The 14,485-nt window shown below is 65.7% G+C and carries 13 protein-coding genes, 1 tRNA gene and 1 pseudogene; 6 read left to right on the top strand and 9 right to left on the bottom strand.

Translation table 11 applies throughout. The features are described 5' to 3' along the window. Positions 1-22 precede the first annotated feature (22 nt). The 3 genes from TVB01_RS10400 to TVB01_RS10390 form a co-directional block, all read right to left on the bottom strand. Complete coding sequence (locus tag TVB01_RS10400) at positions 23-1,072, bottom strand: tRNA (adenine-N1)-methyltransferase (protein WP_422455825.1); 1,050 nt, start codon at positions 1,070-1,072, stop codon at positions 23-25. Between the two features lie 70 nt (positions 1,073-1,142). Next, on the bottom strand, positions 1,143-2,309 hold the full coding sequence (locus TVB01_RS10395; RefSeq protein ID WP_422455824.1) for a site-2 protease family protein: 1,167 nt from the start codon (positions 2,307-2,309) through the stop codon (positions 1,143-1,145). Continuing rightward, positions 2,306-3,028: an HAD family hydrolase gene (locus tag TVB01_RS10390; RefSeq protein WP_422455823.1), complete on the bottom strand. Its 723-nt coding sequence runs from the start codon at positions 3,026-3,028 to the stop codon at positions 2,306-2,308. Before TVB01_RS10390 ends, TVB01_RS10395 begins: the two co-directional genes overlap by 4 nt. A 100-nt stretch (positions 3,029-3,128) precedes the next feature. Between TVB01_RS10390 and TVB01_RS10385 the strand changes: the two genes are divergently transcribed. Next, positions 3,129-4,007 (top strand): PAC2 family protein, encoded by an 879-nt coding sequence (locus tag TVB01_RS10385; RefSeq protein ID WP_422455822.1) that lies wholly within the window; start codon positions 3,129-3,131, stop codon positions 4,005-4,007. Positions 4,008-4,080: 73 nt separating this feature from the next. Here the strand turns inward: TVB01_RS10385 and mshC are convergent, their stop codons facing one another. From mshC to TVB01_RS10370, 3 genes and pseudogenes are all read right to left on the bottom strand, one after another. Further along, positions 4,081-5,373 (bottom strand): cysteine--1-D-myo-inosityl 2-amino-2-deoxy-alpha-D-glucopyranoside ligase, encoded by a 1,293-nt coding sequence (gene mshC, locus TVB01_RS10380; protein WP_422455821.1) that lies wholly within the window; start codon positions 5,371-5,373, stop codon positions 4,081-4,083. Between the two features lie 61 nt (positions 5,374-5,434). Then, a complete protein-coding gene (locus tag TVB01_RS10375) occupies positions 5,435-6,259 on the bottom strand; it encodes an undecaprenyl-diphosphate phosphatase (RefSeq protein WP_422455820.1) in 825 nt (274 codons plus the stop codon). A gap of 157 nt (positions 6,260-6,416) precedes the next feature. Continuing rightward, positions 6,417-6,662 (bottom strand): annotated as a pseudogene (locus tag TVB01_RS10370) (hypothetical protein); the annotation flags it as partial. Between the two features lie 41 nt (positions 6,663-6,703). On the opposite strand from TVB01_RS10370, the gene TVB01_RS10365 reads away from it, so the two are divergent. Then, the gene (locus TVB01_RS10365) at positions 6,704-6,937 is read left to right on the top strand and encodes a DUF5703 family protein (protein WP_422455819.1); all 234 of its coding nucleotides are present in this window, start codon (positions 6,704-6,706) and stop codon (positions 6,935-6,937) included. 12 nt (positions 6,938-6,949) lie between these two features. On the opposite strand, the gene TVB01_RS10360 is transcribed toward TVB01_RS10365, so the two are convergent. Together TVB01_RS10360 and TVB01_RS10355 are read right to left on the bottom strand one after the other, a co-directional pair. Beyond that, positions 6,950-8,101 (bottom strand): acyl-CoA dehydrogenase family protein, encoded by a 1,152-nt coding sequence (locus TVB01_RS10360; protein ID WP_422455818.1) that lies wholly within the window; start codon positions 8,099-8,101, stop codon positions 6,950-6,952. A gap of 50 nt (positions 8,102-8,151) precedes the next feature. After that, positions 8,152-9,453, bottom strand: a complete 1,302-nt coding sequence (locus tag TVB01_RS10355; protein WP_422455817.1) for a M20/M25/M40 family metallo-hydrolase — start codon at positions 9,451-9,453, stop codon at positions 8,152-8,154. Between the two features lie 193 nt (positions 9,454-9,646). On the opposite strand from TVB01_RS10355, the gene TVB01_RS10350 reads away from it, so the two are divergent. From TVB01_RS10350 to TVB01_RS10335, 4 genes are all read left to right on the top strand, one after another. Then, positions 9,647-9,730 (top strand) — tRNA-Leu (locus TVB01_RS10350). 157 nt (positions 9,731-9,887) lie between these two features. Then, positions 9,888-11,201, top strand: coding sequence for a hemolysin family protein (locus TVB01_RS10345; protein WP_422455816.1), 1,314 nt, complete (start codon positions 9,888-9,890; stop codon positions 11,199-11,201). 143 nt (positions 11,202-11,344) lie between these two features. After that, on the top strand, positions 11,345-12,817 hold the full coding sequence (locus tag TVB01_RS10340; RefSeq protein ID WP_422455815.1) for an APC family permease: 1,473 nt from the start codon (positions 11,345-11,347) through the stop codon (positions 12,815-12,817). After that, the gene (locus TVB01_RS10335) at positions 12,810-13,232 is read left to right on the top strand and encodes a universal stress protein (RefSeq protein ID WP_422455814.1); all 423 of its coding nucleotides are present in this window, start codon (positions 12,810-12,812) and stop codon (positions 13,230-13,232) included. Before TVB01_RS10340 ends, TVB01_RS10335 begins: the two co-directional genes overlap by 8 nt. On the opposite strand, the gene TVB01_RS10330 is transcribed toward TVB01_RS10335, so the two are convergent. Then, on the bottom strand, positions 13,229-14,461 hold the full coding sequence (locus tag TVB01_RS10330) for a kynureninase (RefSeq protein WP_422455813.1): 1,233 nt from the start codon (positions 14,459-14,461) through the stop codon (positions 13,229-13,231). The two genes, TVB01_RS10335 and TVB01_RS10330, sit on opposite strands and share 4 nt — an antisense overlap. Positions 14,462-14,485: the final 24 nt, after the last annotated feature.

Raw genomic sequence — 14,485 nt, 5'->3', positions numbered from 1 at the left:
TGCGGCTAAGTCATTATGGGTTCTACTCCGGCCCGTGCTCCTCCTGGAAACGTTCCGCATTGAGCAGGGCACCGCGTTGCACGGTGGAGCTGGCGTCCTTGGCCGCCCGGCGGAGTTTCTTGTCCGAGACTTCGCGTTCCCCTACTGCAGCGGGTGTCCAGGCGTTGAGATCTTCCTGGCTGAAGTCAGTCTTCGAGGCCCGGCGCTTGGCAACCAGTCCGGTGGCGCCTTCGGCAAGCCTGCGGGCGGACAGCAGGAAACCGGTGTGCGCAACCATCCGGTGGTCGGGGCGGACAGCCAGGCCTTCCAGATGCCAGCCGCGGACCATCGACTCCCAGCCTTCGGGTTCGGTGAAACGGCCGTCTGCGCGGATGGCTTCAGCCGTGCGCGAAAGCTGGGTGACGGTGGCGACGTAGGAGATCCAGACGCCACCCGGTGCCAGCACCGTGGCCACGGCGTCAGCGCACTCCCAGGGTGCCAGCATGTCCAGCACCACCCGGTCGACGCTCCCGGGCTCCTGGTTCTTGACGACCTCATCCTGGAAGTCGCCCAAGGTGATGTCCCAGGCGGGGTGCGGGCCGCCGAAGAATGTCTCGACATTGCCGCGGGCGATGTCCGCGAACTCGGCGCGGCGTTCGTAGGAATGCAGGGAACCGTGGTCCCCCACGGCGCGCAGCAGCGAAATGCTCAAGGCGCCGGAGCCGACTCCCGCTTCCACGACCCGGGCACCGGGGTAGATGTCCGCCATGGTGACGATCTGACCGGCGTCCTTGGGATAGACAACGGCGGCACCGCGCGGCATGGACAGCACGAAGTCGGACAGCAGCGGGCGCAGCACCTGGTACTGGTGCCCGGTGGTGTTGGTGACGATTGTGCCCTCGGGAACACCGATGATGCTTTCGTGCGGAAGGTAGCCGCGGTGCGTGTGGAAGGCGCCGCCTTCCGTGAGGGTGATCGTGTTCCGGCGTCCCTTCTCATCGGTGAGCTGGACGCGCTCGCCCGGACGCAGGGGGCCGCGGCGCATGTCCGCGCCGTGTGCTGCGGAGGAAGCGGGGATACCCGGGTTGTTCATCTGTCGTTGTCCTTCGTGTGTGGCTGGTCGATAGTCTCGGCGGAATCAGCGTGCTGCTCCGCCCGGAGTCTTAGGGCCGGACGGTTTTCGGCCGGCGCCCGGTAATGGCGGCAACGACGGTAGCCTGCCGGAGCAGTCCCACCACCGTTCCTTCCTTGTCGATGACGGCGTATTCGCTGCCGGAAAGCTTGGAGAGGTACTGGATCAGTTCCTGGCCCGTGGCGGCATCCGGTATATAGGCACCGGGTGCAAGGGCACGTGCTGCAGCCTCCACAGGTGTCCCGGCGGCGTATTCTGCCGGGACGGCGAAGAGGGCGCCGCTGTCGACGACGGCTTCGGGCCTGCCGGTGGCGGCAGTCACCACCAGTGCGGTACCGGTTCCCGCCTCCGCGGCGATCCGCTGCGCTTCCAGGACTGGCAGGCCGGCCGGGACCTGCCGGGCCGGTTCCATCAGGGCAGCAGCCGACACGGCGGGAAGCCGCAGCCGCATCCGCGCGTTGGTGATAGCCGCAGAGGCTCCCATCCACAGGAACCCGGAGACGAGTGCTGTCACGAGGACCAGGCTGAGCCCCGGAGTCCGGCCCTGGAGATAGGGCGGGATGAAGACTGCGGCAACGAGGGCTGCCGCAATAATCCGCCCGGCCCAGCCTGCTGCCACAGTCCCCTTCTCCTGGACTCCGGTCACCTTCCAGACGATCGTTTCCACGATCCTGCCGCCGTCCAGGGGCAGACCGGGAAGCACGTTGAAGATGGCTACCAGGACGTTGGCCCAGACGAAGATGTCGGTAAGGAGCCAGGCCACTGTGCCGGGCTCCAGGAAGGCCAGGACCACCCGGCCGCACAGTGCAAGGAGGAAGTTTGCCGCCGGGCCGGCCAGGGCCACGAGCAGTGACTTGCCGGGAGTGGCCCGCACGTCGCCGAACTGTGTGTGGCCGCCCCACAGCGTGAGCACGATCCTCGGCGTCGGCCATTTCCAGGCCTGTGCCGTCAGCGCGTGCGCCAGTTCATGGACCAGGACGGACAACAGCAGGAGAAGGGCGTAGCCCAGGGCAACGGCGTAGGGGGCGATTCCGCCAAGCTGCGGGAGCACATCCGCGACCCGGGGGCCGAACAGGAACACGATCGCGGCGGCGATCACGAACCAGGACCATGCCAGCGTTACCGGGACTCCCCCGATCTTTCCCAGGGGAATTCCTTCGCTTCGTTCTTTCTTCGGGGCGTCCGGTCCCTGTGTCATTGTGCCTCTCCTGCCGAAAGGGCAGCGAGCTCCTGCAGGTCCGCCAGGCTCCGTCCGGCCAGGGTGTCCCACTGGATCCTGTCCTGGTCCGGCGGGAAGGGGACCATATGCGGGACAGCCAGGGCCGGGAGGCCAGCTTCCCGCGCGGAGGTATAACCGGGATAGGAGTCTTCGACCGCCAGGCAGCGGGACTTGGCGAGTCCGGGGACGGCTGCGGAGAGCTGGTCGAAGGCAAGCTGATAGGGCTCGGGGTGCGGTTTGCCGCGTGCCACCATGTCCCCGCTGATGACGGAGCTGAAGGTCCCCTCCGGCAGGGCCGACGCGATGAGGCGGGCCAGCGGTCCGGTGGACATGGTGACCAGGGCGCAGGGGATGTCCGCGGCAGCCAGCTCCTCGAGGAGCTCGCGCGCTCCGGGGCGCCAGGGGACGCCGACGCGCAGATGCCGGGCAACTTCGCCGGCGAGGGCCGCGACAACGCCCTCGACGGGCAGCGCAACTCCGGCCTGCTGCAGCCGGCGTGCCGAATAGTCGAGGGCCTGGCCGACGAGTTCCTCGGCGTCATCGTCCGTCCACGTGCCGCCGTGGGCAGTGACAAGGTCCTTCTCCGCCTGGATCCAGTACGGCTCGGTGTCAACGATGGTTCCGTCCATGTCCCAGAACACCGCCTGCAGCACGGATGCGGAGCCGCTGGGCAGGACCGGGACACCAGGGAGGGACATAAGCCCAGTCTACGTGGCGGCTGCCATCTTCCTCGCCCCGGCGTCTCCTTGGGCGGCGCGTGGGCCTGACAGTGCGGTGCGGTGGGCATAAGGTGAATCTGTGAGTAATTCCGATAAGTCCCCTGCCGCCGGCCTGCAGGATTTTTTCGGCGGCACCGGTGAGCGGGTGACCGTGATGCTGGCAGCCTTCGAAGGGTGGAACGACGCCGGAGAGGCAGCGAGCGATGCCTTGAATTTCCTGTCCCTCTACTGGGACAGCGAGAAAATCGCCGGCATCGACGCGGACGAGTACTACGATTTCCAGTTCACGCGCCCGGCGATCGAGCGCAGCGCGTCAGGGCAGCGCCGGATCAAATGGCCCACCACGCGCATTTCCCGTGCCGAAGTTCCAGGTACGAACATTGACCTGATCCTGGTGACAGGTGTTGAACCGTCCTACAAGTGGCGTGCCTATACGGCGGAGCTGATTGGCCTGGCGAAGGAACTGGAGGTGGACTGCATCGTGCTGGCCGGCGCCCTGCTGGCCGACGTTCCGCACACCCGTCCCATACCGGTCACCGCCACGTGCGAAGAGGAGGACCTGGGTGAGCACCTGGGCGTTGAGGCCTCGCACTACGAAGGACCCATCGGCATCGTGGGCGTCCTGGCGGAGGTAGCCACGCTTGCCGACATACCCACACTCTCGCTCTGGGCTGCCGTTCCGCACTACGTCGGACAGCCGCCGTCGCCGAAGGCGCAGCTGGCGCTCCTGCACCGGATCGAAGAGCTCCTGCAGGTTCCGATCGACACGTCAGTGCTGACCGAAGAGGCCGAGGCATGGGAGCGGGGCGTGGACGAACTTGCCACGGAAGACCCAGAAATTGCGGCCTATGTCCGCCAGCTCGAAGAAGCCAAGGACACAGCTGAGCTGCCCGAAGCCACCGGCGAGTCAATCGCCCGTGAGTTCGAGCGCTACCTCAAGCGCCGCCGCCGGGACTAAGTTTCCGGGACCAAGTTTCCAGGACCAAGCCGCCGGGCCGGAACCTGCACCCCCGGAAATTCCGGGCCCCGCGCTACCGAAGGGTGATGCCCAGCAGGGCGTCAAACGCTGCGGCAGCAAGGCCGGCTCCTGCACTGCTCCCGGCGGACGGGTTGCCGGGCGGGTCAAGCAGGGCCGAAGCCCACTCGTCAGCCGCGGCCAGGGCGGCGGGCGCGTTCAGGTCGTCGGCAAGCGATGACCTGAACTGTGCCAGCAGGTCCGCAGCCGCCTCTTCGCTGGTGAACTCCAGTGCCTGGCGGTAGCGGCGGAGCCGTTCCTGCGCACGCCCCAGATCATCCGCTGTCCAGAACCAGTCGGAACGGTAATGGTGTCCGGCCAGGGTGGTCCGGATAGCGGCCGGTTCCACGCCGTCGGCGCGCAGCCGGGAGACCAGGACCAGGTTCCCCAGGGACTTGCTCATCTTCTCGCCGTCGAGCCCCACCATGCCGGCATGGGCGTAGTGCCGTGCCAGCGGCTCGCCGGAACAGGCGTAGGCATGGCCGGCGCTCATTTCGTGGTGCGGGAAGATCAGGTCCGATCCCCCGGCCTGGACCGTGAACGGTGCCGGCAGGAACCGGCGGGCGATCACCGAACACTCGATGTGCCAGCCCGGGCGTCCGTCGCCCAGACGTCCCCCCGGCCACAGCGGCTCGTCCGGCCGGGCCACACGCCAAAGAAGGGCATCGAGCGGGTGACGTTTCCCGGGACGATCCGGATCTCCGCCGCGCTCTGCAAAGACCGGCAGCATTGCTTCCCCAGTGAGCCCGGATACCTGCCCGAGCCACCAGGCACCGGGTCCGTCGGCTTCGAGTTCCTGGGCAGCCTCAACCGAGAAATAGACGTCGCCGCCGGGCTCGGAGCCGTGCTCCGGTACCCGGTAGGCGATGCCCCTGTCCAGCAGCTCTTCGACCACGGGGACAATCCATTCGATGGACTCCACGGCGCCGATGTAGCTGCGCGGCGCCAGGACGTTCAGCGCTTCCATGTCTTCCCGGAAGAGCTGGGTCTGTTCCTTGGCCAGGACCGTCCAGTCCACGCCGGTAGCGGCGGCACGCTCGAGCAGCGGGTCATCGACGTCGGTGACGTTCTGGACGTAGTTCACGGTGTGCCCGGCATCCCGCCACTGGCGGTTCAGCAGGTCGAACGCAACGTAGGTTGCCGCGTGCCCCATGTGGGTGGCGTCGTAGGGGGTGATGCCGCAGACGTAGAGTCCAGCCTCCTCGCCGGGCTGGACGGGGACCGTCCTGCGCTGGGCTGTATCAAAGAGAACGAGTTCCGGGGACTTGCCGGGCAGGTCGGGAAGGGGGCGGGATTTCCAGGCGATCACAGGTCAACTCTACTTACTTGGACGGCGGGAACACATTCGTAAAGCGGGGCGGCTGAGGCGCTCAGGGCTGCAGCACCCCAAACCCAAGCGCAGCGTAGATCGCCACGCCCAGGCCAATCCGGTACCAGACGAACAATCGGTAGCTGCGTGTGGAAACGTAGCGGAGGAACCACCCGATGATGATGAAGCCCACAACGAAGGCTACCGCTGTGGCGACGGCGGTCTCGGCGCCGCTGTAGGGTCCGGTTTCCCCCCATGACTTGGCGAGCTGGTACAGTCCGCTGCCGAAGACCGCGGGAATGGCAAGCAGGAAGGCGTAGCGCGCGGCGGCCTCCCGGGTGTATCCCATCAGCAGCCCGGCGGTAATCGTGCCGCCGGAACGGGACACGCCGGGGACGAGTGCCAGGGCCTGGGCAAAACCGTAGAAGATGCCGTGCTTGTACGTCAGCTGGTCCAGGGTCCGCTGCTGCTTCCCCACGGTGTCTGCGATGGCCAGGATGATGCCAAACACGATCAGCATGGTCGCAACGAGCCAGAGGCTGCGGAACGTGCTTTCGATCTGGTCCTGGAAGAGCAGGCCAAGGATGGCGATGGGCAGCGAACCCACGATGATCAGCCACCCCATGCGGGCGTCCGGATCGGAGCGGGGTACACGGCCGGCCAGCGAACCGAACCAGGCTTTCACGATCCTGACGATGTCTTTCCAGAAATAGACAACGACGGCGGTCTCCGTGCCGAGCTGGGTAATAGCCGTAAAGGCGGCGCCGGGGTCCTGGGCCCCGGGCAGCAGTTCACCGGCGATCCGCAGGTGCGCACTGGACGAGATGGGCAGGAATTCGGTCAGTCCTTGAAGGAAACCGAGGAATATCGCTTCAAACCAATTCACCCTACGACTCTAGGGCACGCGCAGGGGCCCGCCCGGCAGGCCTACCGGGCTAGCGGTCGCTGCCGGCCTGCCGGCCGTAGGGTTCAGGGTCGCCGTCGAACTCTTCGGTTTCTTCCTCGGTGCCGAAGGCCGTTGGACTGCTGGTACCTGATCTGCGCAGGATGTCCTCGTCTTCGTCCATCAGATCCTCGTCGCCCTCTTCATCGTCGTAAATCTCGAGCGGCGTGACTTCACCGTAGGCGTCGTAGAGCACTTCCTCGTAGACTTCGAAAGCATCAGCAATAGCCAGGTAGGCGCTTTCGACGGCGGGATCCTTCTCTCCGCGGCGGGTGGCAGCAGCAGCAAGGTGCTCTTCGAAAGCAGCAACCAGGGACTGGAGCGCAACGCGCGGATCTATGCTCATGGACTAGACGTTAGCCGCAAAGCAGGCAAAATGGGATGGAAATGCGAGAACAAATTCTGAAACCGGACCGGTCCTTTCCTGCCGCTCCCGCCAAGGACTATGAGTATCTGGTTCTTTCCGTCGGCCCCCACGAGTCGCTGCCGGAAGCCCGCCGAAAAATCACCGATCACGCGGAGTACGGCAAGTGGGAGCTCCAGCGCACGCGCATTTACCGCGGAGGCGTCCACCGGTACTGGCTGCGGAGAAAAGTCATGCGGGTCCAGCGGACTGTCTAGCCGTCAGACTTTTTACCTGTCCTGGACCGGCCCCAGCAGTGCATTCGCCATGGAGTTATGGGCAGAGTCCTCGCTTGAGGGATGGAACATTCCCGCCAGCACGTCCCGGTAGAGCCGCTCCAGTTCCTGGCCGCGGAAGTAGCTGCGGCCGCCGGCAGTTTTCATGGCGGTCTCCACCACGCTGCGCACGGTATCTGTTGCACGCAGCTTCAGGCCGGAGAGCCGGGGGAACCAGAAACTTCCGTGGTCAGCGCCTTCTTCCAGGTCACGCGCCACGGCTTCAAGCTGGAGCAGGACACCGTCCATCCTGATGGCGGCGTCGGCGATCCGCCAGCGGGTGTGCGGATCCTGCGACGCCGGAACGTCCTGGCTGGTACGGCCTGCGGCAGCCTCGGCAGCGAGTTCCACCGCGCGTTCCCCGATTCCCGTGTACACCGCGGACAGCAGCGTCTCAAAGAGGCTGAAGATACCGAACACGAAGGGGTCGGCGTGGGGGCCCACGGGCGTGTGCCGCACCATCCGGTCCGCCGGTATGAGGGCGTCCTGCAGCAGCGTGGTCCGTGACTGTGAAGCCCGCATTCCCATGGTGTCCCAGTCATCCAGGGCCGAGATTCCTGCAGTGGACCGGTCCGCGAAGCCAAAAACCAGACTCGGTTCAGCAGGGTCGGTGGAATCCTTTCCAAAGATGCCCAGCCTGGTCCACGCCGGAGACAGGCTGGTAAAGATCTTCCGCCCGGTGAACACGTAGCTTCCGCCGCCCTGCGGGACCGCAGCCGTGAACGAATCGAAAAGGACGGCTGAATTTCCGGGTTCGGAGATTCCAAAGGCAAAGAGCTCGCCGCGGGCGGCTTCTTCCAGGACGAAAGACAGGGAGTTGTCCCCCCTCAGGGACAGGAGGTGGGCGACACCGCACCAGACCAGATGCATGTTGATGGCAAGCGCGGTGGCCGGTGCCGCAGATGCCAGCAGCCGCTGGCACGCCACGACCTCCGGAATGCCCAGACCTGAACCGCCCTGCTCCACCGGCGTAAACAGAGCCAGGTAACCCGCGTCGCGCAGCTCTCGGAGGTCCTCGTCGAAGAAGGCATTGCGCTGGTCGTACTCCGGAGCACGGCGGCGCAGCCGTTCCAGCAGGTCGGGGGTGAGGATATCTGCGGCGGGCATCGGTTGGGGTTCCTTCCGGGCGGTCGGGTCGGGCGGGTCGTGGTGGGTGCCTAGTACCCGCGGAGCAGGCGGGAGAGTACCCTCGTGCCGAACTTCAGGGAATCAACCGGGACCCGTTCGTCCACGCCGTGGAACATCCCGGTGAAGTCAAGGTCCTCGGGCAGGCGCAGCGGAGCGAAACCGTAACCGGTGATGCCCAGGCGGCTAAGGGATTTGTTGTCGGTGCCGCCGGAGAGGGTGTACGGCAGCACCGGGGCACCCGGGTCTTCCGCCTGGAGGGCGTCCACCATCGAATCCACCAGGTTTCCGGAGAAGGGCACCTCCAGCGAGACATCCTTGTGTTCGTAGCTGACGTCGATTCCGTCACCCGCCAGACCGCGGATAACTTCCAGCAGATGCTCTTCCTGACCGGGCAGCGTCCGTGCGTCGATCAGCGCCTCCGCCGTGCCCGGGATGACGTTGTGCTTGTAACCGGCTGACAAGAGTGTCGGGTTGGCTGTGTTCTGCAGCGTTGCACCCACGAACCGGGCCACGGTACCGAGTTCGCTGAGCAGCTTGTCGGGGTTCTCGGGATCGAACTCGACGCCGGTCAGCTCGGTCACCCCGTCCAGGAAAGCGCGGGTGGTGTCGGTGAGTTCAATGGGCCACTCGTGGGCGCCGATCCGGGAGACGGCGCCTGCCAGGCGGGTCACTGCGTTGTCAGTGTTGATTTGCGAGCCGTGGCCGGCCCGGCCGTGTGCTTTCAGGCGCAGCCAGGAGATTCCTTTTTCAGCGGTCTGCAGCAGGTAGGTGCGCTTGCCGCCGATGGTTGCCGAAAATCCGCCGACCTCCGAAATCGCTTCCGTGGCGCCGTCGAAAAGCTCCGGCCGGTTGTCCACGGCCCAGCTGGCTCCGTAGCTGCCTCCGGCTTCTTCGTCCGCGAAAAAGGCGAAGATGAGGTCACGCCGGCCGCGGGTGCCTGTGCGGGCCATCTCGCGCATCACCGCGAGGATCATGGCGTCCATGTCCTTCATGTCGACAGCCCCGCGGCCCCAGATCAGGCCGTCCCGTTCCTCGCCGCTGAACGGGTCCACGCTCCAGTCCTGCTTCTGTGCCGGCACGACGTCGAGATGGCCGTGGACGACCAGCGCGGGCAGGGAGGGATCAGAGCCCTCAAGGCGGGTCACCACCGAGGTGCGGCCGGGCGCGGATTCGAACAGGTCAGCTGACAGCCCCACCTCTTCGATGAGCCCGGCGACGTATTCCGCCGCCTTGCGCTCCCCCGGTCCGGTTCCGTCACCGTAGTTGGAGGTGTCGATGCGGATCAGATCCTGGCAGATACGGGTGACTTCGTCTTCGGCGCGAACGCTCATGCACTTCTCCTTGCTCAGCGGGATAGGGCCAGCCTAGCCACTGGGCACGCCGGAAGCCCGGCTTTGTTCCAGCCGCGTCACGGAACTCGGAGCTGAACTGGGCCGATTCGTTCTTCCCGGTAAAACCGTGTTAGAGTTTTTCCCGTTGCAAACGAAGAAACGGAATAAAAAACGTTCTTCGGAAGACACCTAAGCGCGGGTGGCGGAATGGCAGACGCGCTAGCTTGAGGTGCTAGTCCTCTTATTGAGGGTGGGGGTTCAAGTCCCCCTCCGCGCACAGTGAAGACCCTCCTGGTAACCACGGTTACCGGGAGGGTCTTTTTGTATCTCCCGACGGCGCCGGGCAGCGTCCCTACTCCGCTGTGTTCCTCATCTCATCCGCCGCTGGTCTTTGGGCACTGTCACCGCGGCCTGCGCATGGGTACCCTCGCATCATGGACGGCAGTGCATTACTGAACATTGTCCTGGTGCTGTTCTTCATCCTGCTCGGCGGCGTGTTCGCCGCAGCGGAGATGGCCCTGGTGACACTTCGCGAGGGCCAGATCCTCCGGCTGGAAAAATCCGGGAAGCGCGGTGCACGGACCGCGCAGCTCGCGCGGAACCCAAACCTGTTCCTCTCTGCCATCCAGATCGGCGTCACCCTTTCCGGTTTCTTTTCGGCTGCCTACGGGGCGTCGGCGCTGGCGCCGGCAATTTCCCCCGGCCTCGAGGGCTGGGGACTGGCGCCTCCCCTGGCCCGGAGTGCCGCGTTTGTGGCCATGACGCTGGTGGTCGCGTATTTGTCCCTGGTGTTTTCCGAACTTGTTCCCAAGCGGCTCGCCATGCAGAACGCGGAAGGCTTTGTCCGTGTCCTGGCTCCCCCGTTGTCCGTTTTCGCTGCGGTGATGCGCCCGGTGATCCGGCTGCTGTCTGTCTCCACGGACGCCGTGGTCCGCCTTTTGGGCGGAGATCCCCAGCTGAAGAACGTCCCCATTTCCCAGCAGGAGCTGCTGGAGATGGTGAAATCGAGTCCCGCGATCGCGGATGAAAGCCGCAGCATCCTGGCGGATGTCTTCAGCGCCGGCCACCGGCTGCTGCAGGAAGTGATGCGCCCGCGGCCCATGGTCCAGTTCCTTCCCGCATCCCTCACTCTGGCCGAAGCACGGGTCCGCGTCCATGAGCTGCCCTATTCCCGCTATCCGGTCATGGGCGCGTCACCGGATGATGTGCTCGGCTTCATCCACGTCCGGGACCTCATCGGGCGCGATCCGGGCCCGTCCGGCGAGACACGGCTCGGTGAGATTGCCCGGCCCATCCTTTTCCTGCCGGGTACGGCAACCGTCCTGCCGACATTGTCCAGGATGCGGCGGGAGAACAGCCATATCGCCGTCGTGGCCGACGAATACGGGGGCACTGACGGCATCGTCACGCTGGAAGACCTGGTCGAGGAACTTGTCGGCGAGATCTACGACGAATATGACACCGCCCGGGACCCGGAGGACCGCCACCTCGCCCTGGAAGGCGGAATGCTCGTCGACGGCGGATTAATCCTCCAGGAGTTCGACCGGCTCACCGGCATAGAGCTGCCTGAAGGGCAGTACGAAACGGTTGCCGGCTACATTCTGGACCAGCTCGGCCGCATGGCCGTTCCCGGAGACACCGTCCCTTCCCCGGGCGGGCAGCTGCGTGTCATGGAGGTTGACCACCACAGGATCCAGGCAGTGCGGGTTATTCCTGGGTCCGAGTCTGAGCACGGAGTTCAGGGCTAAGATCCACCCGGCACCCGCACCCGGCACCCGCACCCGGCACCCGGCACCCGGCCGGCCCGCGCCGCTCCGGATTCGATGCCCGGAGGGGCTGCATCTGCCGGGTGCATTGCGGCGGTGGTGCTTCCGCGCGCAGAATACCGGGCATGAGTGTTCCCGGAGGTGAGCATGCGGCGACCAGCGGTCCGCCGCGCGAAGGCAGCGGCCCGGAGCTGAAACGGGTGATGGGAACCAAGCTCCTGCTCCTGTTCATCGTGGGTGACGTGCTGGGAACCGGCGTCTACGCCCTGACCGGACAGATCGCCGGAGAGATTGGCGGGGCGGCCTGGGCGCCGGTGCTGATCGCCTTTACGGTTGCCACGATCACGGCCCTGTCCTACCTGGAATTGGTGACCAAGTATCCGCAGGCAGCCGGAGCCGCCCTGTACACCCACAAAGCGTTCGGAATTCACTTCGTCACGTTCCTGGTGACCTTCGCCGTCCTGTGTTCCGGGATCACCTCGGCCTCGACGGCCTCGAAGTTCCTTGCCGAGAACTTCCTGGTCGGGTTCAACCTCGGCTGGGGGCAATTCGGCGTAACCGCCGTGGCCGTCAGTTTCATGGTGCTCCTGGCGGTCATCAATCTCCGCGGGGTCGGTGAAAGCATCAAGTTCAATGTCTTCCTGACCATCGTGGAACTGACCGGACTCCTCATCGTGATCGGCATCGGTTTCTGGGCCATGGGCCAGGGCAACGTGGACTTCTCCCGGGTCATGGTCTTCGAGACCGAAGGCGGGAAATCCGTGTTCCTGGCGCTCACCGCGGCTACCTCGCTGGCGTTTTTCTCGATGGTCGGGTTCGAGGATTCGGTCAACATGGCAGAAGAGACGAAAGACCCGGCGCGGATATTTCCCAAAGTCATGCTCAGCGGTTTGGGCATAACGGTCTTCATCTACCTGCTGGTCTCCATCGCCGCGGTGGCGGTGGTCCCGGTGGGGCAGCTCTCCGAAAGCCAGACTCCCCTGCTGGAGGTGGTGCAGACCGGCGCTCCGGGGTTCCCGATCGACGTCTTTTATCCGTTCCTGTCGATATTCGCGGTGGCTAACACGGCCCTGATCAACATGCTGATGGCGAGCCGGCTGCTGTACGGGATGTCGCGCCAGGAGGTGCTGCCCCGGGGGCTGGCCCTGGTCCTGCCCGGCCGGAGGACACCGTGGGCGGCGATCGTGTTCACCACGGCTATCGCCATTGGACTCATCATCCTGGTCACCAATGCCATGGGCCCGCAAACGGTGTCGGCGCTGGGCGGAACCACCGCACTGCTCCTGCTTTGCGTCTTCACGGTTGTGAACATCGCCTGCATCGTGCTGCGCCGGCGTCCGCCGGATGCCGGGCCGGAAACGGAGGACGGCGCCGCGGCCGTCCGCAAGACGTTCCGCTCCCCCGGCATCATGCCCTGGGTGGGGGCCGCGACCTGCGCCTTCCTGGTGGGTCCCTGGGCACAGGACCCCATTGAGTACCGCATCGCCGGAATCCTGCTGGCGGTAGGCGTGGTCCTGTGGTTCTTTACTTGGCTGTGGAACCGGGCGGTCAAAGCCAAACGAACCCGCTTCACTGATCCGGAGGAACTCCATGGCTAGCATCGTCGTTGGCTACGTCCCGGGAGCCGAGGGCGCTGCCGCCCTCGCCCAGGCAAGACGGGTGGCCGAACTGTTCCAGGACGAGCTGGCAGTCGTCAATGTCCGCACGACGGGCCGCGGCCTGGGGCACGGGCATGCCCACGGCGAGGACGCCGCCGCTGACCTGAACGTGATTGCCGCGGAACTGGAATCGGCAGGACTGTCCTTTCAGATCATCCATCCGGAGGGGGATTATGACCCCGCGGACGAAATCCTGGCGGTTGCCTCGCGGCTCGGGGCCCGGCTGATCGTCGTCGGCTTACGGCACCGCACGCCGGTGGGCAAGCTTTTCCTCGGCAGCACCGCTCAGCGGATCCTGCTGGAGGCGTCCTGCCCGGTCCTTTCGGTCAGGGCAAGCCAGACCCTTCAGGCTTAGGCGGCGTGCCGGAGCTCTGAGGCGATGGCTTCGAGTCCGGTCCAGGTTTCGGCGAAGGACGTGGACAGCGGAGAAAGTCCCAGCCGGATGCCGTTGGGGTTGCGGTAGTCAGGAATGATGCCGCGTTCCCAGAGCCGGGCCGTCACGTCCTTGAATGCGGGATGGTCAATCGTCACGTGGCTGCCCCTTTGGGCGGTGTCCCGAGGCGAGGCCAGCGTGACGCCAAGCGGAGCGAGGACTTCGTCGAAGGCCTGCACCGCGAAGGAGGTGAGCTGCACGGACTTGGTCCGCACGGCGTCCATGCCTGCCTCGGAGATGAGCGCAATCATGTCCTGTATGGCCAGCATGCCCAGGATCGGCGGCGTTCCCGAGACCACCCGCTGGATCCCGGCGGCGGGTACGTAGTCAGCGCCCATGGCAAATGGATCGCCTGCTCCGAGCCAGCCCTGGATGGGCTGGGCGAAATCTTCGTGGTGGCGGCGGGCAACGTAGGCCCACGCCGGGGCGCCGGGACCACCGCCCAGGTACTTGTAACTGCAGCCGGCGGCGTAATCGACGTTCCAGTTATCGAGCTCGGCGGGAACTGAGCCGGCAGAATGGCACAGGTCCCAGAGAACCCGTCCGCCGGCTTCGTGCACCAGCGCCGTGATGGCCGGAACATCGGCGATAAAGCCGGAGCGGTAGGCAACGTGGCTGAGCACCACCAGGGCCGTCCGGGGCCCGACGGCGGCAGCCACGGCTTCCGGCGTCACGCCGCCGTCGTAATCTGCCTCCAGCCAGCGCAGCGTCATACCGCACTCGCGGGCGATACCGTCCATGACATATCGGTCCGTGGGGAAGTTATCCCGGTCCAGCACAATCTCGGTACGGTCCCCGCCGGCAGCCACAGCCGCACGCGCCAGCTTGTAGAGCAGTACTGTGGTCGAATCCGCCACGATGCACTGCCCCGGAGCCGCACCGAGTACGGCCGCGCCCAGCCGGTCACCTATTGCAGAGGGAAGGGCGAGCCATTCCTCATCCCAGGAACGGATCAGCCGGCTGCCCCATGCGTGGGTAACGAACTCCCCCAGCCGGTCCAGCGTTGCCGCCAGCGGCCGGCCGAGGGAATTGCCGTCAAGGTAGGCACTGATGGCCGGGTCATTGTGTCCAATGAAACGTTCGCGCAGGTCAGCCAAGGGATCAGCGGCGTCCAGTTCCTTGGCAAGTTCGGCAAAACGGGATTCGTTCATGGCCGAACTCTAGCAGTCCGGTGC

The sequence above is a fragment of the Arthrobacter sp. 7Tela_A1 genome (assembly GCF_049311065.1).
Lineage (GTDB): Bacteria > Actinomycetota > Actinomycetes > Actinomycetales > Micrococcaceae > Arthrobacter_B.
This window is presented reverse-complemented; position numbering and strand designations above follow the sequence as displayed.